The sequence below is a fragment of the Mesorhizobium sp. M0045 genome, from assembly GCF_040323385.1.
GTDB lineage: Bacteria > Pseudomonadota > Alphaproteobacteria > Rhizobiales > Rhizobiaceae > Mesorhizobium.
The window spans coordinates 279,951-297,850 of the sequence record NZ_JAMYUY010000004.1; the positions used below are offsets into that span (position 1 = coordinate 279,951).

The window sequence follows — 17,900 nt, forward strand, 5'->3', positions numbered from 1 at the left end:
TTTCCACTGGCCCACGGCTGCAAGGTCAAAGCGCTACAGCGTCCTTTGCGCGTCCAAAGGACGCTCGGCGCTGTTGAGCAACCGCTTTGTCCCCCGAACTGTCCGCTTTCAACGCTTGAAGGGGCACTGTGGCTGTGCGATAGGCACTCCACAAAGCAGAGAACCTTGCGGAGAGCGCTGACATGGCGGGTGAACGGGGCCTTATGGCCGGCAAGCGCGGCCTTATCCTTGGCATCGCCAACAATCGCTCGATCGCTTACGGCATCGCCAGGGCCTGTGTCGATCACGGCGCCGAGATCGCGCTGACTTATCAGGGCGAGGCGTTCAAGAAACGTGTCGAGCCGCTCGCGGCGGAACTGGGCGCGCATGTCGCCGGCCACTGCGATGTGACCGACCCGGCCAGCCTCGATGCGGTGTTCGCCGATATCGCCAGCCATTGGGGCAAGCTCGATTTCCTCGTCCACGCTATCGCCTTTTCCGACAAGGACGAGCTGACCGGCCGCTATGTCGAGACGACGCGCGATAATTTCCTGCGCACCATGGATATTTCGGTCTATTCCTTCACGACCATTGCCAAACGTGCCGAGGCGCTGATGACCGACGGCGGCTCGCTGCTGACGCTGACCTATTACGGCGCGGAAAAGGTGATGCCGCACTACAACGTCATGGGTGTCGCCAAGGCGGCACTCGAAGCCAGCGTGCGCTATCTGGCCGTCGATCTCGGCGCCAAGAAGATCCGTGTCAACGCGATCTCCGCCGGCCCGATCAAGACGCTTGCCGCATCCGGCATCGGCGATTTCCGCTATATCCTGAAATGGAACGAATACAATTCGCCGTTGAAGCAGACGGTCACGCAGGAGGAGGTTGGCGATTCCGGCGTCTATTTCCTGTCCGACCTTTCGCGTGGCGTCACCGGCGAGATCCATCATGTCGATTCCGGCTATCATGTCGTCGGCATGAAGGCGGTCGACGCGCCGGATATTTCGACGGTCAAGGACTGACGCCACCGCCTGACCTCTTCCGGAAGACCTGATGTACCCGCTCGTCTATATCGTGCGCCACGGCCAGACGGCGTGGAACGCCGAGGCCCGGCTGCAGGGGCAGGCCGATACCGACCTCGACGAGCTTGGCCGCGAGCAGGCTAGCCGCAACGGGCGCAGGCTGGCCGAACTCATCGACAAGCCCGAAGATTTCGACTTTGTCGCCAGCCCGATGCGGCGCACGCGCGAGACGATGGAGCGCCTGCGCGCGGCGATGAAGCTCGATCCGCACGCCTATCGTACCGAGCCGCTGCTCGTGGAATTGAGCTTTGGCGACTGGCAGGGTTTCACCTTTGCCGAACTCGAGGCGAACAATCCTGGTTCGACCAGGCGCCGCCGGCTCGATAAATGGAATTTCCAGCCGCCCGGCGAAGGCGCCGAAAGCTATCAGATGCTGCTCGAACGGGTGAAGCCGTGGTTCGACGCGCTCGATCGCCAGACGGTCTGCGTGACCCATGGTGGCGTCATGCGCGTAATGTTCCGCTTGGTACTGGGGATGTCCGAACAAGATGCGGTCAGCATGGACGTGCCGCAGGACCGCGTGCTCAGACTGGACGGCCGGCGCCTGGAGTGGCTTTGAGACCGATGACGCAGCGTATGTTGAGATCAGGTCGGGCCGGCATCAGCTGAATGTCGACGCGTCCTACTCGGTCGATCCGGTGTCCGGCAGTTCCATATCGGTGACGACATTCTCGCCATTCGTCACGTCATAGGCGAGGACGATGTCCATGCCTGGCTTCAGTGCATCGAGGTCGGTTTCGGCGTTCAGCTTGTACGACTTGCCGTCGTCCAGCGTCAGCGTCAGCGCATCCTTGTCGACCTTCTTGATCAGGCCTTCGGTCTGGCCGGCGAAGGCGGCGGTGGAAATCAACAGCGTGGCGGCAACAGCGCCAATCAGGATACGCATCATCGTCCTCTTTAATCATTGCCGGTACAGCGGCTCGGTCCAACGGAACGGAACTGAGCAGAAACCAATCGAATGTGTCAAAACTAAATCCGCCGGATCACAGTTTGACCACTGTGGAAAACGCCAATAGAAGGCAGGCGACAGCGCCGCGCGTCCTCCTGGACGCGCAAAGGACGCTGTAGCACTTTTGATTTTGTGCATGATCCTTTCCGAAAATCGCTCCGATTTTCGGGGTTATGCGCTAGGCCGGCTCCGACGCCGGCAGGGCTGGTTCCATGTCGCACAACACGTTCGGCCATCTTTTCCGCGTCACCACCTGGGGCGAAAGCCACGGGCCAGCGCTGGGCTGCGTCGTCGACGGCTGTCCGCCAGGCATCCGCTTCACTCGCGACGAGATCCAGGCCGAACTCGACAAGCGCCGCCCCGGCCAGTCACGTTTTGTGACGCAACGTCGCGAACCGGATGAGGTGAAGGTCCTGTCCGGCTTCATCCTCGATGAGGACGGTGAGACGATGATCACCACCGGCACGCCGGTGTCGATGCTGATCGAGAATGTCGACCAGCGCTCCAAGGATTATGGCGACATCGCCCGCCAGTTCCGGCCGGGCCATGCCGATTACACTTACGAGGTCAAATACGGCCTGCGCGATTACCGCGGCGGCGGCCGCTCCTCGGCGCGTGAGACGGCGGCGCGGGTGGCGGCCGGAGCGCTTGCCCGCAAGGTCGTGCCCGGCATGGTGGTGCGCGGCGCGCTGGTGTCGATGGGCGATAAATCGATCGATCGCGCCAATTGGAACTGGAATTTCGTCGGCGACGCCGAAAACCCGTTCTTCACGCCTGATCCGGCGTCCGTCGCCGTCTTCAGCAAATATCTGGACGGCATCCGCAAGGCGGGCTCCTCGGTCGGTGCGGTCATCGAGATCGTCGCCGACGGCGTTCCGGCGGGGCTTGGCGCGCCGATCTATGCCAAGCTCGACCAGGACATCGCCGCCGGCCTGATGTCGATCAACGCCGTCAAGGGTGTCGAGATCGGCAACGGTTTCGAGGCCGCCCGCATCACCGGCGAGGAGAATGCCGATGAGATGCGCATGGGCAATGACGGCAAGCCGGTCTTCCTGTCCAACAATGCCGGCGGCATCCTCGGCGGCATCTCGACCGGCCAGGCGATCGTCGCGCGTTTCGCCGTGAAGCCGACCTCCTCGATCCTGACGCCGCGAAGGTCGATCGACAAAGACGGCAACGACGTCGAGATCATGACCAAGGGCCGGCACGATCCATGCGTCGGCATCCGCGCCGTACCGATCGGCGAGGCGATGGTTGCCTGCGCCATTGCCGATCATTATCTGCGTCATCGGGGACAAACGGGGAAGGGAGTAGGGAGTGGAGTAGGGGAGTAGGTTATGCAGCTCCCACGACAGCATTTTTTCCTTTTCTCTACTCCCGTACTGCCCTACTCCCCTAGTCCCTGCGAGCGAAGCGAGCACTTATGCCTTACGACCAGAAGAAGATCGTCGAAGCCCTGCGCGCCTTCGAGCGCGGCGAGATCGTCGTCGTTATGGACGATGACGGCCGCGAGAACGAGGGCGACCTGATCGTAGCCGCCGTCCATTGCACGCCGGAAAAGATGGCGTTCATCGTTCGCAACACGTCGGGTATCGTCTGCACGCCGATGCCGCGCGAGGAAGCCAAGCGGCTCAACCTGTCGCCGATGGTCGCCGACAATGATTCGGCCCACACCACCGCCTTCACCGTCAGCGTCGATTTCAAGCACGGCACCACGACGGGCATTTCAGCGGACGACCGCACACTGACGGTGCGCAATCTCGCCAATGGGAATGTCGGCGCCTCCGATTTCGTCCGGCCCGGCCACATCTTTCCGCTGATCGCGCGCGAAGGCGGCGTGCTGATGCGTTCGGGCCATACCGAGGCCGCTGTCGACCTCTGCAAGCTCGCCGGCCTGCCGCCGGTCGGCGTGATTTCCGAGCTGGTCGACGATGACGGCACCGTCATGCGTGGCCCGCAGGTGCAGGCCTTCGCCGAAAAGCACGGGTTGAAGCAGATCTCGGTTGCCGACCTCATCGCCTACCGGCAGCGCAAGGAAACGCTGGTCGAGCGTGTCGCCTGTTCCGACATCGAGACAGCAGGCGGCAAGGCACAGGTCTTCACCTACACGCTGCCCTGGGATTCGATGCATCATGTAGCGATCGTCTTCGGCGACATCCGCGACGGCGAGGAGGTGCCGGTGCGCCTTCATTCCGAGGACGTGGTCAGCGACGTGTTCGGCACCAGCCACAGACTGGACGCCATCATGAAGACGATGGGCGAGCGTAAGCGCGGCGTCATCGTCTATCTGCGCGAAGGCTCGGTCGGCGTCGCCCATCAGGAGCGCAAGCGCCCGGCTGCCGGCGACCGCGAGGATCACGAAGAGGCTCGCCGCCGCGAAAACGAATGGCGCGAGATCGGCCTCGGCGCGCAAATCCTCAAGGATCTCGGCATTTCCTCGATAAATCTGATCGCCTCGCGCGAGCGCCATTATGTCGGCCTCGAAGGTTTTGGCATCCACATCGCCAAGACCGAGATTCTTTAGGCCATTCTCACGGTGCTGGTATGCGTCCGGCCCCGGCTCGGGGCCGGGCGCACCGGAAACTATTCCGCAGCGACCGCGGCTGCGTCGCATGCCGCCATGTCGCAGTTCGGCGCGGCAAGGCTGCGCTGGCCGGCGAGCACGATGGCCAAAGCGATTGTGCCCGATGCCACCGATACCCAGAACCCGTTCTGCGCGCCGAAAGCGTCCACCACCCAGCCGGCGGCGAAGGAGCCGAGCGCCATGCCGATGCCGATGCCGGTCATCACCCAGGTCACGCCCTCGGTCAGCACCGCCTCCGGCACGCGCCGCTCGATCAGGCCGAATGCCGTGATGAAGGTCGGCGAGATTGCCACGCCGCTGACGAAGACGGCCAGTGCCAGCAGCGGCACGGTGTCGGCGACGAGCAGCGGCAGCGTGGTGAGCGCAATGATGGCGATTGCGATGGCAAGCTGAATCTGCAGCGGCACTTTCAGGTTCAGGGCGCCGATGACGATGCCGACGACGAACGATCCGAGCGCGTAGACGCCGATGACGAAGCTGGCGGCGCCCGGCTGGCCAAGCTCCTTGGTGATCGCCACGGTGCTCACCTCCGTGGTGGCGAAGGTCGCGCCGATGAAGATCAGGGCCAAGGTGATGATCTGGACCGGCCGCAGGCGGATTGCCGAGCCGCCCGAACCGTGTTCCACCGGTCGCGCTCGCGGTTCGGTCGAGCGCTGCAGGATGAAGGCCGTCGAACCGAAGGCCAGGAACAATGTGCTCGCGAGCACTCCCGCTTCCGGGAAAAGCGCGACACTCAGTCCGACCGACAGCGATGCGCCGGCGATGTAGACCAGTTCGTCCGCCGCCGACTCGAAGGCGAACGCCGTGTTCAATTCGGGGCGGTTGCGGAAGATTTCGGTCCAGCGTGCGCGCACCATTGCCGGGATGCTGGGCATGACGGCGGCGAGCAGCGCCGAGACGAATAGCGTCCATATCGGCCAATGCTGATTGGCCGCTGCAATCAGGATCGCGAAAGCGAGCGTGGAAATCATGGTGGTCGGCACCACAATCCGCGTCTGGCCGAGGCGGTCCACCAGTCGCGATACCTGCGGGGCGACGAAAGCGTTGGCCAGCGCATATGTCGCGGAAACGGCACCGGCCAGCCAGTATTGGCCATCGGTCTGCGACAGCATTGCGACGATCCCGATCGGAGCCATGGCCATCGGCAGCCGGGCAACGAACCCGGCCGCAGCAAAGCCCTTGGCGCCCGGCGCGCGAAAGATCTGGGAATAGGGATTTTGCATGGTCTGGCTCCTCGACAACGGCCGGTTCGGCGATTACATACGTAGCGTATGAGTTTAAATAGATCATACGCGGCGTATGTCAATTGGCATACGAGGCGTATGTTAATAGGGCCAGGGCAATGCACAGACCACGCAGGGAGATGATTGCCGAGACCCGCGCCAAACTGATTGCCGCAGCGCGCCAGGCCTTCGGCACGCTCGGCTATGCCGAAGCCTCGATGGATGACTTCACGGCATCGGCCGGGCTGACGCGCGGTGCGCTCTATCATCACTTCGGCGACAAGAAGGGCCTGCTCCAGGCGGTTATCGCCGAGATCGACGCCGAAATGGCAGCCCGGCTGAAGGTCGTTTCGGCCAAGCCGGACAATCTCTGGCAGGGCTTTGTCGACGAATGCACCGCCTATATCGAGATGGCGCTGGAGCCGGAGATCCAGCGTATCGTGCTTCGCGACGGGCCGGCGGTGCTCGGCGATCCATCGCAATGGCCAAGCCAGAGCACATGCATCCGCTCGATGACAGAGAGCCTGCAAAGACTGAGCGACGAGGGGACAATTCTCGCCGTCGATCCCGAAGCCGCGGCAAGGCTGGTCAGCGGCGCCTCGCTGCATGCGGCGCAGTGGATCGCAAATTCGAACGATCCCGAAGCGACGTCGAAGAAGGCAGTGAAGGCGTTCAAGGTTCTTCTGGAGGGGCTGCTCAATCGCACCGGCAAGCTGCATCAACCTGATCGACCGTCAGCGATGCAGCCCGAGGTTGACCGATCACCGGCCTGAGATCATCTTTTCGCCAATCCCAGGCGGCTCGCGGTGGGCTCAGCCGACGCCGGTTGCCTAAACCCTGTTGAACATCGCGTCGCCAGCGCGCGAAAACATGGCCAAACCGGTGAGGCGCGCCTATATCGGGGCATGGTCACGAGACTTTACACCCATCCGATTTTCCTCGAGCACATAACACCGCCCGGTCATCCGGAGCGGCCCGACCGTCTGCGCGCCATAGAGCGTGTGCTTGACGACGAGGCCTTCGCGGCGCTCGATCGCGTCCAGGCGCCTGAAGGCGACGAGGCAACCATTCTCTACGCGCATCCGCCCGAATTCGTCGAACGTGTCCGCGCAGCGATACCGGACACCGGCATCGCCCGTATCGACGCCGATACCACCGCCAGCCCGAAGAGCTGGCAGGCGGCCGTGACCGCGATCGGCGCTGCCAACGCCGCGGTCGACGACGTCTTCACCGGCCGTGCCGAGAATGTCTTCGTCGCCGCACGGCCGCCCGGCCATCATGCCGAAAAGACCACCTCCATGGGTTTTTGCCTGTTCAACACCGCGGCGATCGCGGCACGCTACGCGCAGAAGAACCATGGCGCCGGCCGCGTCGCCGTCGTCGACTGGGATGTGCATCACGGCAACGGCACGCAGGACATCTTCTGGGACGATCCGTCGGTGCTCTATTGCTCGACACACCAGATGCCGCTTTACCCCGGAACCGGCGCCGCGAGCGAAACCGGCGCCGGCAACATCGTCAACGCGCCGCTGGCGCCGCAGAGCGGCAGCGATGTTTTCCGTGACGCCTTTCTGTCACGCATCCTGCCGGCGCTCGACAATTTTGCGCCCGATCTCATCATCATCTCCGCCGGTTTCGACGCCCACCACCGCGATCCGCTGGCCGAGATCAACCTGACCGAGGATGATTTCGACTGGGCGACCGGCCAGTTGCTCGAACGAGCCGGGCGCCATAGCCGCAACCGGCTCGTCAGCGTTCTCGAGGGCGGCTACGATCTGCAGGGATTGGCATTTTCGGTCGCCGCCCATGTCGGGCGGCTGATGAAGGGATAGATGATGGCTGGTGAGACCAACGAGGACGTCAAGGCGATGAGCTTCGAGCAGGCGCTCGAGGCGCTGGAACGGATCGTCGACGATCTGGAGCGCGGCGACGTGCCGCTCGACCAGTCGATCCGCATTTACGAGCGCGGCGAGGCGCTGAAGGCGCATTGCGACCGGCTGCTGAAAGCGGCCGAGGACAAGGTCGAGAAAATCAGGCTGTCGCGTGACGGCAAGCCGGTGGGGACAGAGCCGCTGGATGCGGACTGAGGCGCGGCCTCGAACGACGATTGTGCTTACCGGCTTTGGACATCATCACGATTGAGGGTAAAACTCATCCCGTTTGAAACGGCTCCAGGACGAGAGGAGATTGCGAACGATGTGCAGAAACATCAAAACCCTGTTCAATTTCGATCCGCCGGCAACCAATGACGAGGTCCGCGATGCCGCACTTCAGTTTGTCCGCAAGCTGAGCGGAACGACACGGCCGTCGAAACAGAACCAGCATGCGTTCGACCATGCCGTCGAGGCCATTGCCGCCTCGGCGCGTGAATTGCTCGACAGCCTCGAGACGACGCAGCATCCGCGCAATCGCGAAGAGGTGGCGGCCAAGGCGAAGGCCAAATCTGCACTTCGCTTCGCCTGAGGGGACCGCGTGAGCTTCTTTCCCGGAAACGATCCGCAGATGGGCGATGCCTTCGCCAGCGATCAGATCGAACTGATGGTCATTCCGAATGCCAAGGACATCGGCGGATTTCAGGTTCGCCGCGCCTTGCCGACGGCCAGGCGCCGGCTGGTCGGACCCTTCATCTTCTTCGACCGCATGGGTCCAGCCGTTCTGCGGGCCGGCCAGGCGCTCGACGTGCGCCCGCATCCGCATATCGGCCTGTCGACGGTGACTTACCTGTTCGACGGCAAGATCAGGCACCGCGATTCGCTCGGCACCGAGATGGTGATCCAGCCCGGCGACGTGAATTTGATGACCGCCGGCCGCGGCATCGTCCATTCGGAGCGCACGCCGGAAGAACTGCGCGGCTTGCCGATGTCGGTTTCCGGCCTGCAGACATGGCTGGCGCTGCCGGACGGCAAGGAAGAGGTCGCGCCGGTCTTCGAAAACACCGCGGCCCTGCGCCTGCCCGAAATCGATGCAGAGGGTGTCAGCGGCCGTATCGTCATCGGTGCATTGTCCGGGCTGCGCTCCCCGGTCGCCACCGCTTCGGACACGCTCTATGCCGATCTCAGGTTGGCGCCGGGTGCCAGCGTGAAGATCCCGGCCGACGCCGAGGAGCGCGCCATCTATACGCTGGCAGGCGAGGTTTCGATATCCGGTGACCGCTTCCCGGCCGAGCGGCTGCTGGTTTTCCGGCCCGGCGATGAGATCGTTGTCTCATCGGATCGCGGCGCCCACTTCATGCTGTTTGGCGGCGCTTCCCTCGGTTCGAAACGTTATATCTGGTGGAATTTCGTATCGTCCTCAAAGGAACGCATCGAGCAGGCGAAAGAAGAATGGAAGACGGGCCGCTTCGATATCGTTCCTGGAGACGAGCAAGAGTTCATCCCGCTACCCGAAAGCTGATGCGCGTTACCGCCACATTTACATTCGCCGGCCAGCGGCATATTTCACGATGAACAGAAAATCTGACCAGGCTCGCAAACAGTGAACGCAAAGCCCGATACGCCGCTTCTCGACAAGGTCCGCGTCCCAGCCGATTTGCGCACGCTTGCCGAAGCCGACCTGCCGCAGCTGGCGTCAGAGCTTCGCGCCGAACTGATCGACGTCGTTTCCCACACCGGGGGCCATCTCGGCGCCGGCCTTGGCGTCGTTGAACTGACTGTCGCGCTGCACTACGTCTTCAACACGCCGGACGACCGGCTGATCTGGGACGTCGGCCACCAGGCCTATCCGCACAAGATCCTGACCGGCCGCCGCGACCGCATCCGCACGCTGCGGCAGGAGGGCGGCCTGTCCGGCTTCACGCGTCGCGTCGAGAGCGAATACGATCCGTTTGGCGCAGCCCACTCCTCAACCTCGATTTCAGCCGGCCTCGGCATGGCGATGGCGCGCGATCTGTCCGATGGCCGCAACAATGTCATTGCCGTCATCGGCGACGGCGCCATGTCGGCCGGCATGGCCTACGAGGCGATGAACAATGCCGGCGCACTCGATGCCCGGCTGATCGTCATCTTGAACGACAACGACATGTCGATCGCTCCGCCGACCGGTGCGATGAGCGCCTATCTGGCGCGGCTCGCCTCAGGCAAGACCTATCTTGGGTTGCGCGATTTCGGCAAGAAGCTGACGTCCTATCTCGGCGAGCGCGCGGATCGCGCCATCAAGCGCGCGGTCGAGCACGCGCGCGGTTACGTCACCGGCGGCACGCTGTTCGAGGAGATGGGTTTCTACCACATCGGCCCGATCGACGGTCACAACCTCGAGCACCTGATCCCGGTGCTGAAGAACGTCCGCGACAATGCCGACGGCCCGGTGCTGATCCATGTCGTTACCCAGAAGGGCAAGGGCTACGCCCCGGCCGAGGCCGCGGCCGACAAATATCATGGCGTCAACAAATTCGATGTCATCACCGGCGCCCAGGCCAAGGCGCCCGCCAATGCGCCGAGCTATACGAAGGTGTTTGCCGAAAGTCTGATCCAGGAGGCCCGAGAGGACGACCGCATCGTCGCCATCACCGCCGCCATGCCGAACGGCACCGGGCTTGATCTGTTCGGCGAAGCGTTTCCGGCGAGGACCTTCGATGTCGGCATTGCCGAGCAGCATGCGGTGACCTTCGCCGCCGGCCTTGCCACGGAAGGCTTCAAGCCTTTCGCGGCGATCTACTCGACCTTTCTCCAGCGCGCCTACGACCAGGTCGTCCACGACGTGGCGATCCAGAAATTGCCGGTGCGCTTTCCGATCGACCGCGCCGGCTTCGTCGGCGCCGATGGTGCCACCCATTGCGGCGCCTTCGACACGACGTTCCTGGCGACGCTGCCCGGTTTCGTCGTCATGGCCGCGGCCGATGAGGCCGAGCTGCGCCACATGGTACGCACCGCTGCAAGCTTCGATGACGGCCCGATCGCCTTCCGCTACCCGCGCGGCAACGGCGTTGGCGTCGAGATGCCGCAACGCGGCTCGGTATTGGAGATCGGCAAGGGCCGGATCGTCAGGGAAGGCACCAAGGTTGCGCTGCTTTCCTTCGGCACCAGGCTGCAGGATTGCCTTGCCGCGGCCGAGGAGCTTGGCGCGGCCGGGCTTTCGACCACGGTCGCCGATGCCCGTTTTGCCAAGCCGCTGGACGAGGACCTGATCCGGCGGCTGGCCCGTTCGCACGAGATCCTGGTCACGGTGGAAGAGGGCGCGGTCGGCGGCTTCGCCAGCCATGTGCTGCAGTTCCTGGCCCATGAAGGGCTGCTGGAGAGCGGCTTGAAGGTGCGCCCACTCGTGCTGCCCGACGCCTTCGTCGACCATGCCAAGCCGGAAAAGATGTATGCCGATGCCGGGCTGGACAGCGCCGGCATCGTGCGCACTGTGTTCGTGGCGTTGGGGCATACCGCGCAGGCCCAGCGCGCCTAGTTCTTAGACGCATTTCCCGCGACGCCGAAGCGATTCAACTTGGCTGCAAGATGCCGGTCTGAATCAAAATCTCAACTGCTTGAATCAAATTGCCGGCGAACAGTCGTAACATGCTGTTTACGCTGCTGTTTCCGGCCGCGCACGCAGGTGTCCGGCGACAGCAGCGACGGTCTGACGCCGGCCGTCGAACGGCGGGTTTCGCGGAAGATATTCTAAAGCATGATCCCGAAGAGACTCTAGGAACTAGAACCACATATCCCGCACGCAGCGACCATCTCTCGGCAAATCCTCGAATGTGTCGAGACCATCGAAATGGTCGATCGGGAGATCGGCGACGGCCTCGGGCGGCGCAAGCCTCACATTGACGGCGATGCGGTAGCGCCCAGCCGCATCGGAATGCAAACCGCGCCAGGCCAGGACGCAAGCGCACGTTGGACAGAAGAGAATCTCAAGCGAAGGATGAGCCTTTCCGACGCGCCGATAGGCGCTTACGGGCCCGGCAAGGCGGATGCGTTCGTCGACAAAGTCGTAAGCCCAGAGCGTGCCGTAGCGACGGCAAAGTGTGCAGTTGCAGGCAGTTACCGAACCGGGATCGCCCTCCAGGGTCCAGCGGGCGGCACCGCAGTGGCAGGTTCCCGTCAGCATTTCCTCCTCCGCGTTTCGACCACAAAACGGCATCTCGTTCTTAGCATTGCGTCGCGCCTGGCGCGAGGTTCGACTGGTAGCGGAGCGGCTTGATGCGTTCACCGCTTTTCCAGCCATGCCCTGTCTCATCGCCAATATCCTTGCCATCATCGTTGGCATTCGCCATGAAGGCCGATGACTTTCCTTCCGCCAGCCAGCATACGCCAGAGGCTCGACGAATTGCTCGTCCAGCGCGGTCTGTTTGCCAGCCGCTCGCGTGCCCGCGATGCGGTGGCGCGCGGCACCGTGACGGTCGATGGCATCGTCGCCCGCAAGCCAAGCCAGGCCGTTCTGCCTGAGTGCAACATCGTCGTTGACGATCCGGCGCAAGGTTACGTGTCGCGCGCCGCACTGAAGCTGAAGGCTGGTCTCGACCATTTCGGCCTCGACCCCACTGGCAGCGAAGCCCTCGATGTCGGCGCCTCGACCGGCGGCTTCACGCAGGTGCTGCTCGAACGCGGCGCGGCGCATGTCACGGCGATCGATGTCGGACACGGCCAGATGCACTCCGACATTGCCGGCGATCCGCGCGTGACGGTAATTGAGGGCCTGAATGCGCGCGAACTGTCGGCAGCCGATCTCGGCGGCCGTGTGCCGGATTTCGTCGTCTCGGACGTCAGCTTCATCTCGCTGAAACTGGCGCTGCCGCCGGCGCTTGCCTTGGCTGGGAACGGCGCAAAGGCTGTGTTTCTGGTCAAGCCGCAGTTCGAGGCCGGCCGCGAGGCGATCGGCAAGGGCGGGCTGCTGAAGGACCCCTATGATGCGGCGCGTATTGCCGGCCTGATGCAGGACTGGCTCGATACCATTCCCGGCTGGCGCTCGCTGGGGCTGCATCTGTCGCCGATAGAGGGCGGCGACGGCAACCGCGAGTTCCTGCTCGGCGGCATCAAGAACGTCGAGACCCAGAAGCGATGAGCGCCCGTTTCACGATCGCAAGGTTGGGCTCGCAGGGCGACGGCATCGCCGAGACGGAAACCGGCGAGGTTTTCATTCCGTTCGCGCTGCCGGGAGAGGTCGTCACCGCCGCGCGGGAGAAAGATCGCGCCACCTTGATGTCGGTCCTTGAAGCTTCGCCGTTGCGGGTCGATCCGCCGTGCCGGCATTTCGGCGCGTGCGGCGGCTGCGCCGTCCAGCATCTCGAGACTGAAGCCTATCACCGGTGGAAGCGCGAAAAGGTCGTGTATGCGCTGAAGAGCAAGGGCATCGCCTGCGATGTCGGGGCGCTGGTGCCGTGCGCGCCGCACACACGCCGCCGCGTCGTCTTCACCGCCCGGCGGAGCGAGGCGGGAATTCAGTTCGGCTTTGTTCGCGCGCTGTCATCCGAGATCATCTCGATCGAGGAATGCCCGATCTCGCTGCCGCAGATCGTCGCTGCGCTCGACCGTTTGAGGATGCTTGCCGGGCTGATCTGCACCACGACCAAATCGTTCCACATGGCGGTAACGGTGACCGGTTCCGGCCTTGATGTCGCGGTTCACGATTCCGGCAAGCTCGGCGAGAACCAGCGCCGCGTCGCGTCCAACTTCGTCATCGCCGAGGGGCTAGCCAGGCTGTCGGTCGACGGCGAGATCATTATCGAACCAAAGAAACCGGTCGTCCTGTTTGATGGCGTCACCGTCGCACTGCCTCCGGGCGCTTTCCTGCAGGCGACCGAGGCTGCCGAACGGGCGATGGCCAACATTGTCGGCCAGCATTTCGCGCGCGCCAAAAAGGTCGCCGATCTCTTCGCCGGCTGCGGCAGCTTCGCGCTGCGCCTGGCCGCAAGATCGGAGGTTCACGCGGTGGAAGGCGATGCGGCAGCACTCGCGGCGCTCGACCGGGCATTCCGTTTCGCCAGCGGCCTGAAGCGGGTGACCGGCGAACGTCGCGACCTGTTCCGGAGGCCGCTCACATTCAAGGAGTTGAATGCCTTTGACGGCGTAGTCTTCGACCCGCCGCGCGCCGGCGCCGAGGATCAGTCGAAGCAGATCGCGCGCTCTGACGTGCCGCTGGTCGCCGCGGTGTCCTGCAATCCGGCAACGCTGGCGCGGGATCTTCGCATCCTCCTCGATGGCGGTTACGCCTTGAAGAGCGTAACCCCGATCGACCAGTTCCTGTGGTCGCCACATGTCGAGGCAGTGGCATTGCTGGAGAAGCCCAAGAGAAGGCGCTAGCAGCATTTATCGGGCGTGAAATGCGCACTAGAAAAGCGCATTTGAGCGTACGCCGGTCAAATATTCTAGGAAATTTATAATGAGCCAAACCGAACTGGCGGGCCTGAGCGGCATCGCCCGCAACACGTTTGCCGCTAAGACCGGAGCGCGCAAGGTCGACGCCGCATTGAGCCCCATCATTCGTATTCTGGCGACGGCCGGCGAGATGACCGGCGATCAAGTGCGTGCAGCGATCTGGTTCAAACATCAGCCGATCCCGGCTGGGTGGGAAAGACCGCCTATGATCTGGTTTGCGAAGGCAAGACGGATAATCTCGCTTACCTGAAGGCCGCTCGTTCCGGTATCTATGCCTGAACGGCGCGCCTTCATGCCAGGCTGGGTGGCCATAAACTGCTATGCTTCTTGCACGCCGTCATATCCAGCCGCCTGCGCTGCCGTGACGAACTCACGATCAAAAGTCGCCAAGCCAACGCAGCGAGCAGATTTGCCCAGATGCAGCGCATCAGCGAAATCCAATCCCCTTTCCGAGAGGTCGAGCGCGGACGACACGACCGTCCCGTCTTCCACCTCTACCGTAGGGAGCCCGCTAAACGCCCGTAGCGTGCGGGCGATTTCGAGCGGTGCCAAACCGTAGGCGCTGCGCAACACCCACTCAACCTCCAGCATTACCGTGACAGCGACAAAGACTGGCTGGCTATCGATCAACGCGCGGGCGCGGGAAGACCGAGTCGGGTGATCGTCCGTCAGGTAGCGGACGATCAGGTTGGTATCAATCGCGAGCATGGCGCCGCCGCGCTTCGGCGAGCACGCCCGCGTCCATTTCTTCCAACGTCTTCGGCCTGCCGCTATAGCGCAGCGATCCAAACACGTCCTGTGGCCGCGTCTCGGCGAAGACTGGCGCAGGCTTCAGTAGCACGCCGTCCGGGGTATCTTCGACCAGAAGGCGTGTGCCGGCGTCCCATTCTCTCCGTTTCCGGATCGAACTGGGCAGGACGACCTGTCCCTTGGTCGAGACGGTGGTCACGAGCTTTTCCGCGGCAGCCATGATGGCGCTCCTCTGGATGTAAGACGAACGTAAGATAAGTGAAAATCGACAGGACGGACAGGGTGTTCGAAGCCGGCCGCATCAAACCCTGGTGCCGCCGACCGTCATCTGGTTCATCCTGAGATGCGGCTGGCCGACGCCGACCGGCACGCCCTGTCCGGCCTTTCCGCACATGCCGATGCCGGTGTCGAGCTTCATGTCGTTGCCGATCATCGCCACACGATGCATGGCATCCGGCCCGTTGCCGATCAGCATGGCGCCCTTGATCGGCTGCGTTACCTTGCCGTTCTCGATCATGTAGGCCTCGGTGCAGCCGAACACGAACTTGCCCGAAGTGATGTCGACCTGGCCGCCGCCGAACGACACGGCATAGATGCCATTCTTGACCGAGGCAATGATTTCCTCCGGCTCCATGTCGCCTGCGGTCATGTAGGTATTGGTCATGCGCGGCATCGGCTCGTGTGCGTAACCTTGGCGCCGCCCGTTGCCGGTGGCTTTCATGCCCATCAGACGCGCGTTCTGGCGGTCCTGCATGTAACCGACCAGCTTGCCATCATCGATCAACACGTTGTGGGCAGAAGGCGTGCCTTCATCGTCGACGGTCAGCGAACCACGCCGCTCGGGAATGGTGCCGTCGTCAACGACGGTGACGCCTTTCGCCGCCACCTGCTGGCCAAGCAGGCCGGCGAAGGCAGACGTCTTCTTGCGGTTGAAATCGCCTTCCAGCCCGTGGCCGACGGCCTCGTGCAGCATGACGCCCGGCCAGCCGCTCGACAGCACGATGTCGAAAGTGCCGGCAGGTGCGGGAACCGCTTCGAGATTGACCAGTGCTTGCCGCAGCGCCTCCTTGGCCGCATGCTTCCAGCTGTCCTCGATCAGGAATTCGCCAAAATCCTTGCGCCCGCCCATGCCGTAGGAGCCGCTCTCCTGGCGGTCACCGTCGCCGACCACCACCGACACGTTGATCCTGACCAGCGGGCGGATGTCGCGCACCATCTGGCCGTCGGCGCGCACGATCTCGACATGCTGCCAGGAGGCGGCGAGCGACGCCGTCACCTGCCGGACGCGCGGGTCCTCCGACCGCAGCCACGCGTCGATTTCCTGAAGCAGCTTGGCCTTGGTCTCGAAGGAAGGCGAGGGGATAGGGTTTCCGTCACCGTAGAGATGGCGGTTGGTGCGGGCGGGAGCCGCAGCAAGCGTGCCGGAATAGCCGCTCTTCACCGTCGAAACCGCATCGGCGGCGCGCAGCAGCGAGGCTTCGGAGAGATCACTGGAATGGGCGTAGCCGCTGGCCTCGCCGGCGACTGCGCGCAGGCCGAAACCCTGGTCGGTGTTGAAATTGGCGGTCTTCAGCTTGCCATTGTCGAACATCAGCGCTTCGCTTTCGCTGTATTCGAGAAACAGTTCACCGTCGTCGGCGCCGTTTATAGTCTCGGCGACGATCTGCTTGATGCGATCGTCGGAAATGTCGAATTGGCCGATCAGGCTGTTCATGGCGCTGGCCTCTTGAGAAGTGATTTTACGGCATGTAAGCGCCTGGGCGCCGTTCGGCAACTTCACGGTGGAACACCACGACCTAAGTCAAGCGGCGTGCCATCATGATTTCGTCGATCTCCCTGCCTTCATGAAGAAAGCCGGCCGGTATGCAGCCTATTTCGTGAAAACCTTCTCGTTGATAGAATCGTATGGCCGCTGGATTTTCAGCACTTACAGCCAGCTCGACCTGCCTTATGCCCAATGCTCGGGCGTGATCGAGCAGCAGATTGAGCATCTTGACGGCGTATCCGCCGCCACGCTCGCTGCCGCGCAAATAGACCATGACGATCGTCGCGCGGTGCATCATCTTGCTGGCCGGCTGGCGCATCAGGCCCATTATGCCGACAGGCTCCCCGCTCCGAAAGCTGACGACGACCAGGTTGTTCGTCAGGCGCCGCCGCCATTCCTCGTCGGGAAGTTGCTCCCATTCCGCTGCGCTGCTGGCGAAGGCTTCGGGCGCAGCGCGCAAAGCCTCCAGGCGAATTCGCTTGAATATCTCGAAGTCGTCCGCATCGAGCAGTTTCAGCGTCAAACGTGCAGCCTCAAGGCAGGGCGGCAAAGCCGTCGGCGAAACCCTTGAGGTCGACGGGAATGCCGATACCCTCTTCCGGCGTCTGGAAGACGATGAAGGTGGCGGACGTACCGGTCTTCAGCGTGTCGAGCAGCGGCTTTTCCAGGATGACCTCGGCGTAGCAGCCGTCCTGGAAACAGCGCACGAAATAGGCGCGGCCGATATCCTTGCCGTCGACATTGAGGCCGAGCCCGTTGGGCAACAGCACACCGAGCGGCGCCAGCACGCGAAGGATTTCGGCCTTATTGTCGGCTGTACGCAGCACGACGACGGAAAGACCCATTTCCGGGCGGTCCTCGGCGACGACGTTCTGCATCATCACGCATTGTTCGGACGTAGCACCGGCCGGCGTATCGCAGATGATCGACCACGCCCCATGCGTCGACTTCACCGTGCCGCTTGGCTGCGCGGCATTGGCCAGGCCGGCGCCGGGCAAGGCTATTGCGGCGGCAACAAGGATGACCTTCGCCAAGGTTCTCGAAAGCCAAGGGTTCATGACGGCTCCATTGCGAATCACGGCACTTTAAGCCGCACTAAACCCAAGTAAAGGACGAGACCCCGGCGATCTGCCCCGACACAGGCGACAATGCGCTTTTCCGTGCCAATTTCGCCCTAATTGCGACGGTTCCGCGCGCCGCGCGGCTCATTCTACTCGGATGCCGCTCTGGTGATTCGCGGCGAGCCGTCACCGCACGAAGCCAGCGCC

At 63.2% G+C, this 17,900-nt stretch carries 20 protein-coding genes and 1 pseudogene; 13 read left to right on the top strand and 8 right to left on the bottom strand.

Annotation, left to right across the window (positions count from 1 at the left end; translation table 11 throughout):
- Positions 1–182 precede the first annotated feature (182 nt).
- Positions 183–1,001 carry an enoyl-ACP reductase FabI gene (gene fabI / locus NKJ72_RS08640; protein WP_352476656.1) on the top strand — a complete coding sequence of 273 codons (819 nt, stop codon included), beginning with the start codon at positions 183–185 and terminating at the stop codon, positions 999–1,001.
- Between the two features lie 31 nt (positions 1,002–1,032).
- Entirely contained in the window at positions 1,033–1,620 is a 588-nt protein-coding gene (locus tag NKJ72_RS08645) for a histidine phosphatase family protein (protein WP_352476657.1), read from the top strand.
- A 63-nt stretch (positions 1,621–1,683) separates the two neighbouring features.
- Here the strand turns inward: NKJ72_RS08645 and NKJ72_RS08650 are convergent, their stop codons facing one another.
- The gene (locus tag NKJ72_RS08650; RefSeq protein WP_023716902.1) at positions 1,684–1,947 is read right to left on the bottom strand and encodes a DUF1344 domain-containing protein; all 264 of its coding nucleotides are present in this window, start codon (positions 1,945–1,947) and stop codon (positions 1,684–1,686) included.
- A gap of 275 nt (positions 1,948–2,222) precedes the next feature.
- Between NKJ72_RS08650 and aroC the strand changes: the two genes are divergently transcribed.
- Both aroC and ribB read left to right on the top strand, forming a co-directional pair.
- Positions 2,223–3,344: a chorismate synthase gene (gene aroC / locus NKJ72_RS08655; RefSeq protein ID WP_352476658.1), complete on the top strand. Its 1,122-nt coding sequence runs from the start codon at positions 2,223–2,225 to the stop codon at positions 3,342–3,344.
- Positions 3,345–3,433: 89 nt separating this feature from the next.
- Positions 3,434–4,534: a 3,4-dihydroxy-2-butanone-4-phosphate synthase gene (ribB, locus tag NKJ72_RS08660; protein WP_352476659.1), complete on the top strand. Its 1,101-nt coding sequence runs from the start codon at positions 3,434–3,436 to the stop codon at positions 4,532–4,534.
- 59 nt (positions 4,535–4,593) lie between these two features.
- Here ribB and NKJ72_RS08665 read toward each other — a convergent pair whose 3' ends face one another.
- Positions 4,594–5,817 (bottom strand): MFS transporter, encoded by a 1,224-nt coding sequence (locus tag NKJ72_RS08665; protein ID WP_352476660.1) that lies wholly within the window; start codon positions 5,815–5,817, stop codon positions 4,594–4,596.
- A 119-nt stretch (positions 5,818–5,936) separates the two neighbouring features.
- Between NKJ72_RS08665 and NKJ72_RS08670 the strand changes: the two genes are divergently transcribed.
- From NKJ72_RS08670 to dxs, 6 genes are all read left to right on the top strand, one after another.
- On the top strand, positions 5,937–6,590 hold the full coding sequence (locus NKJ72_RS08670; protein ID WP_352476661.1) for a TetR/AcrR family transcriptional regulator: 654 nt from the start codon (positions 5,937–5,939) through the stop codon (positions 6,588–6,590).
- Positions 6,591–6,722: 132 nt separating this feature from the next.
- Complete coding sequence (locus NKJ72_RS08675; RefSeq protein ID WP_352476662.1) at positions 6,723–7,649, top strand: histone deacetylase family protein; 927 nt, start codon at positions 6,723–6,725, stop codon at positions 7,647–7,649.
- Between the two features lie 3 nt (positions 7,650–7,652).
- On the top strand, positions 7,653–7,904 hold the full coding sequence (locus NKJ72_RS08680) for an exodeoxyribonuclease VII small subunit (protein WP_031211056.1): 252 nt from the start codon (positions 7,653–7,655) through the stop codon (positions 7,902–7,904).
- Between the two features lie 109 nt (positions 7,905–8,013).
- Entirely contained in the window at positions 8,014–8,280 is a 267-nt protein-coding gene (locus NKJ72_RS08685) for a DUF2277 domain-containing protein (protein ID WP_023716908.1), read from the top strand.
- Between the two features lie 9 nt (positions 8,281–8,289).
- Entirely contained in the window at positions 8,290–9,210 is a 921-nt protein-coding gene (locus NKJ72_RS08690) for a pirin family protein (protein ID WP_352476663.1), read from the top strand.
- An 81-nt stretch (positions 9,211–9,291) separates the two neighbouring features.
- Positions 9,292–11,205, top strand: a complete 1,914-nt coding sequence (gene dxs / locus NKJ72_RS08695; RefSeq protein WP_352476664.1) for a 1-deoxy-D-xylulose-5-phosphate synthase — start codon at positions 9,292–9,294, stop codon at positions 11,203–11,205.
- A 243-nt stretch (positions 11,206–11,448) separates the two neighbouring features.
- On the opposite strand, the gene NKJ72_RS08700 is transcribed toward dxs, so the two are convergent.
- Positions 11,449–11,850 carry a GFA family protein gene (locus tag NKJ72_RS08700; protein ID WP_352476665.1) on the bottom strand — a complete coding sequence of 134 codons (402 nt, stop codon included), beginning with the start codon at positions 11,848–11,850 and terminating at the stop codon, positions 11,449–11,451.
- 174 nt (positions 11,851–12,024) lie between these two features.
- Here NKJ72_RS08700 and NKJ72_RS08705 point away from each other — a divergent pair, with 174 nt between their 5' ends.
- The 3 genes and pseudogenes from NKJ72_RS08705 to NKJ72_RS08715 form a co-directional block, all read left to right on the top strand.
- Entirely contained in the window at positions 12,025–12,804 is a 780-nt protein-coding gene (locus tag NKJ72_RS08705) for a TlyA family RNA methyltransferase (protein WP_352476666.1), read from the top strand.
- A complete protein-coding gene (locus NKJ72_RS08710) occupies positions 12,801–14,042 on the top strand; it encodes a class I SAM-dependent RNA methyltransferase (RefSeq protein WP_352476667.1) in 1,242 nt (413 codons plus the stop codon). Before NKJ72_RS08705 ends, NKJ72_RS08710 begins: the two co-directional genes overlap by 4 nt.
- Before the next feature lie 91 nt (positions 14,043–14,133).
- Positions 14,134–14,396, top strand: a pseudogene (locus tag NKJ72_RS08715) (DUF2384 domain-containing protein); the annotation flags it as partial.
- A gap of 39 nt (positions 14,397–14,435) precedes the next feature.
- Here NKJ72_RS08715 and NKJ72_RS08720 read toward each other — a convergent pair.
- The 5 genes from NKJ72_RS08720 to NKJ72_RS08740 all read right to left on the bottom strand — a co-directional run bounded on the left by NKJ72_RS08720 (position 14,436) and on the right by NKJ72_RS08740 (position 17,690).
- A complete protein-coding gene (locus NKJ72_RS08720) occupies positions 14,436–14,825 on the bottom strand; it encodes a type II toxin-antitoxin system VapC family toxin (protein WP_352476668.1) in 390 nt (129 codons plus the stop codon).
- A complete protein-coding gene (locus tag NKJ72_RS08725) occupies positions 14,812–15,087 on the bottom strand; it encodes an AbrB/MazE/SpoVT family DNA-binding domain-containing protein (RefSeq protein ID WP_352476669.1) in 276 nt (91 codons plus the stop codon). Before NKJ72_RS08725 ends, NKJ72_RS08720 begins: the two co-directional genes overlap by 14 nt.
- A gap of 81 nt (positions 15,088–15,168) precedes the next feature.
- Positions 15,169–16,581: a metalloprotease TldD gene (gene tldD, locus NKJ72_RS08730; protein WP_254818450.1), complete on the bottom strand. Its 1,413-nt coding sequence runs from the start codon at positions 16,579–16,581 to the stop codon at positions 15,169–15,171.
- Between the two features lie 82 nt (positions 16,582–16,663).
- Positions 16,664–17,155 carry a GNAT family N-acetyltransferase gene (locus NKJ72_RS08735; RefSeq protein WP_352476670.1) on the bottom strand — a complete coding sequence of 164 codons (492 nt, stop codon included), beginning with the start codon at positions 17,153–17,155 and terminating at the stop codon, positions 16,664–16,666.
- Between the two features lie 10 nt (positions 17,156–17,165).
- Positions 17,166–17,690 carry an invasion associated locus B family protein gene (locus NKJ72_RS08740; RefSeq protein ID WP_254818452.1) on the bottom strand — a complete coding sequence of 175 codons (525 nt, stop codon included), beginning with the start codon at positions 17,688–17,690 and terminating at the stop codon, positions 17,166–17,168.
- Positions 17,691–17,900: the final 210 nt, after the last annotated feature.

Excerpts from the sequence above, each read along its gene's own strand:
- fabI (WP_352476656.1), top strand. The coding sequence starts at position 183 with ATGGCGGGTGAACGGGGCCTTATGGCCGGCAAGCGCGGCCTTATCCTT.
- NKJ72_RS08645 (WP_352476657.1), top strand. The coding sequence starts at position 1,033 with ATGTACCCGCTCGTCTATATCGTGCGCCACGGCCAGACGGCGTGGAAC.
- NKJ72_RS08650 (WP_023716902.1), bottom strand. The coding sequence starts at position 1,947 with ATGCGTATCCTGATTGGCGCTGTTGCCGCCACGCTGTTGATTTCCACC.
- aroC (WP_352476658.1), top strand. The coding sequence starts at position 2,223 with ATGTCGCACAACACGTTCGGCCATCTTTTCCGCGTCACCACCTGGGGC.
- ribB (WP_352476659.1), top strand. The coding sequence starts at position 3,434 with ATGCCTTACGACCAGAAGAAGATCGTCGAAGCCCTGCGCGCCTTCGAG.
- NKJ72_RS08665 (WP_352476660.1), bottom strand. The coding sequence starts at position 5,817 with ATGCAAAATCCCTATTCCCAGATCTTTCGCGCGCCGGGCGCCAAGGGC.
- NKJ72_RS08670 (WP_352476661.1), top strand. The coding sequence starts at position 5,937 with ATGCACAGACCACGCAGGGAGATGATTGCCGAGACCCGCGCCAAACTG.
- NKJ72_RS08675 (WP_352476662.1), top strand. The coding sequence starts at position 6,723 with ATGGTCACGAGACTTTACACCCATCCGATTTTCCTCGAGCACATAACA.
- NKJ72_RS08680 (WP_031211056.1), top strand. The coding sequence starts at position 7,653 with ATGGCTGGTGAGACCAACGAGGACGTCAAGGCGATGAGCTTCGAGCAG.
- NKJ72_RS08685 (WP_023716908.1), top strand. The coding sequence starts at position 8,014 with ATGTGCAGAAACATCAAAACCCTGTTCAATTTCGATCCGCCGGCAACC.
- NKJ72_RS08700 (WP_352476665.1), bottom strand. The coding sequence starts at position 11,850 with ATGCTGACGGGAACCTGCCACTGCGGTGCCGCCCGCTGGACCCTGGAG.
- NKJ72_RS08705 (WP_352476666.1), top strand. The coding sequence starts at position 12,025 with ATGACTTTCCTTCCGCCAGCCAGCATACGCCAGAGGCTCGACGAATTG.
- NKJ72_RS08710 (WP_352476667.1), top strand. The coding sequence starts at position 12,801 with ATGAGCGCCCGTTTCACGATCGCAAGGTTGGGCTCGCAGGGCGACGGC.
- NKJ72_RS08720 (WP_352476668.1), bottom strand. The coding sequence starts at position 14,825 with ATGCTCGCGATTGATACCAACCTGATCGTCCGCTACCTGACGGACGAT.
- NKJ72_RS08725 (WP_352476669.1), bottom strand. The coding sequence starts at position 15,087 with ATGGCTGCCGCGGAAAAGCTCGTGACCACCGTCTCGACCAAGGGACAG.
- tldD (WP_254818450.1), bottom strand. The coding sequence starts at position 16,581 with ATGAACAGCCTGATCGGCCAATTCGACATTTCCGACGATCGCATCAAG.
- NKJ72_RS08740 (WP_254818452.1), bottom strand. The coding sequence starts at position 17,690 with ATGAACCCTTGGCTTTCGAGAACCTTGGCGAAGGTCATCCTTGTTGCC.